At 76.0% G+C, this 2879-nt stretch carries 1 protein-coding gene; it reads left to right on the top strand.

The window, feature by feature from the left end; translation table 11 throughout:
* The first annotated feature begins 273 nt into the window (after positions 1-273).
* Positions 274-2853, top strand: a complete 2580-nt coding sequence (locus ACFCX4_RS35730) for a ricin-type beta-trefoil lectin domain protein (protein WP_376151558.1) — start codon at positions 274-276, stop codon at positions 2851-2853.
* Positions 2854-2879 lie beyond the last annotated feature (26 nt).

Below are 2879 nucleotides of genomic sequence, written 5' to 3'. Positions count from 1 at the left end.
GGGCCGGGGCCGAGCGCCGTCCGGCGCCCGTGTGACCTGCGAGGTCCTGCCCGGCGAAGCCTTCGCAACGATCACGGAAACCGATTGCCACCCGGCTTCCGGACGCACTAACGTTCGACCGCGCACCGATCGCCGAGGTGAGGCGACGTCAGCTGACGGGCGGTCGCAATGCGCATCGAATCGGACAATCTCCCCTCGCCGGCCTGTCGTTGGCGGGATTCGCGGCAGTCGGCCGCGGATCGGGGGCTCTGCTGCGAAGGCGGCTGACACACCATGCGAGTTTCCCGTTCCCTCCGGCGCCCCGGGGGACCACCGTCGAGAGTCCTGGCGGCCCTGTGCGCGGCCGGTGTCGTGCTGGCCGCTCCCGGCGCCGCGTACGCCGACGCCCGGGCGTCGGGCGACCCCGTGCCGGTCCCCACCGCGCTGTCCACCGACCCCGGGCCCAGGAACCCCGGCGACAACGCCTGCGGCGGTGGCACGCCCGGCTGGATCGGCCGGACGACGCCGCTGCCGGACGGCACCTCCGACGTCCGGCTGTCCGCCCGGGCCGAGGGCGTGCCGCCCGGCAGTGACCTCCGGATCGCCTTCCGGCTCTGGGACGTCACGGCCGGCGAGGACGCCGGATCCGCCGGCGCCGCCCTGCTCACCAGCGGGCCCGTCGCCCAGACCGCGGGCACGGCCCGGGTCGCCGTCGGCCGCGCGCTGGTCGACGGCCACCGCTACGGCTGGAACGCCCGGTCCACCGCCGGGGGCGCGAGCAGCCCGGAGACGGCGTCCTGCGCCTTCGACGTCGACGTCACCGCCCCCACGCTCGCCGCCGTCGCGCCCTCGACGGTGTTCCCGCCGCAGGGCAGCGGCGCCACGCCCACCGGCCACGCCGGCGACCGAGGCGTCACCGTCCGCGTCACCAGCAAGGACCCGGTCCCGGGCGGCTGCCCGGCCGGCGACTGCCGCGCCGCCGGGGTCCGCGAGTTCCAGTACGCGCTCGACGACAACATCCCGGTCACCGGCGCCTCCCGGGTCGCGGCCTCCTACGCGGCCGACGGCACCGCCTGGGCCGACGTCCCGATCAGCGTCGGCGTCGCCGCCTGGGGGAGCCACCGGCTGAACGTGCGCGCCGTCGACGGCGCCGGCAACACCCAGCCGCAGGCCGCGACCTACGACTTCTACGCCCCCTCCAGGCCGGCCACCCCGCCGGTCGCCGGTGACGTCGACCTCGACGGGATCCGCGACTTCCTGGCCCCGGCCGCCGACGGCACGCTGACCCTGGTCCGCGGCGGCGTCACCGCCCCGGGCGTGCCCGAGACCGCCTCCCCGGCGGACCGCGGCCCCCGCCACGACGACTGGAACAACTACCTGGTCGCCCACCGCGGCGCGGCCTCGGGGCAGGGCGACTCGCTGTTCGCCTACCACAAGACCTACAAGCAGCTCTACATCTACCTCAACGACGCCAACGCGTTCCCGGGCGGCATCGAGGGCCGCTTCACCCGGGACACCCTCCTCGTGGACGACCGCGGCGGCATGTGCGACGCCGGCATCGACCGCACCTGGGACAACGTGACCCAGCTGACCGCCGTCCAGCGGGGCACCGGCCGGCCCGGCCTGATCACCGTCGAGAACGGCCACCTGCGCCACTACCCGGGGGAGCTGCTCTGCCACCTCGGCACCGGCGTCGAGCTCGGCGCGGCCGGCACCGACTGGAGCGGCTACACCCTGATGTTCCCCGGCGAGGTCGCCGGCGCGCCCGTGCTCTGGGTGCGCGACACCGTGACCGGCGCCGTCACCGCCCTGCCCCTCCCGCTCGACGCCCAGGGCAGGACCCAGAGCGGCTTCACGCCCCTGCAGCCGCCCACCCGCAAGCCCCTGGTGTCCGCGCTCGGCGGCGCCGGCGGCGTGAGCATGTGCGCCGACCTGGAGCGCGGCTGGACGGGCAACGGAACCCGGGCCCTGCTGTGGAACTGCGCCGGCCAGGCCGTCCCGGCCAACCAGGGGTTCACCCTCGGCACCGACGGTTCGCTGCACGTGCTCGGCAAGTGCCTCGACGTCACCGGCGGCGCCACCGCGAACGGCTCGCCCGTCAACCTGTGGGACTGCAACGGCAGCGCGGCCCAGACCTGGGCGGCCGGCCCCTACCCCGGCACGCTGCGGAACCCGGCCTCCGGCCGGTGCCTCGACGTGCCCCGGGCCGACGCCACGGCGGGCAACCACCTGGCGATCTGGGACTGCCACGACGGCGCCAGCGAGCGGTGGACGGTTCCCGCCGCCCACGCCGTGCTCCCGCTCGGCCTCGCCGCGGGCGCCTTCCCCGCCGTGGACTCTCCCGGTGACTACAACGCCGACGGGTACCCCGACCTGGTCGCCACCTCGGCCGACGGCCGGCTGATCCAGTTCCGGGGCACCGCCCCGCAGGGCGGTCTGCCGCGGTTCGCCCGGCCGCAGGACATCGCCGAGGCGAGCCTGCCCGCCCACAACGTCGTCTCCGTGCACGCGGCGGGCCGCTGCCTGGACAACTACGGCGCGTCCGCCGGCGGCTCCCTCGGCCTCTACGACTGCTGGAACGGCGAGAACCAGAAGTTCGCCTTCGCCGCCGACGGCACCCTGCGCACCGGCGGACGCTGCGTGACCGTCCGGGACGACCGGACCGACTGGGGCGCGCCGGCCGCCATCGCGGACTGCCGGGGCACCGGCGGCCAGCTCTGGACGTACCGCGCGTCCGGCGAGATCTACAACCCCGCCTCGAACGCCTGCCTGGAGCTGCCCGGCTGGAACGCCGCCAACGGCACCGTGCCCGGCATCTGGGAGTGCAACGGCAACGCCAACCAGCGGTGGACGCTCGTCCCCACCACCTTCTGACCGGCCCTCCCGGACGGCCCCGGGCC

Source organism: Kitasatospora sp. NPDC056327 (genome assembly GCF_042261735.1).
GTDB lineage: Bacteria > Actinomycetota > Actinomycetes > Streptomycetales > Streptomycetaceae > Kitasatospora.
Note: the sequence above shows the minus strand (reverse complement) of the source record. Positions and strands in the feature narration are given on the sequence as shown.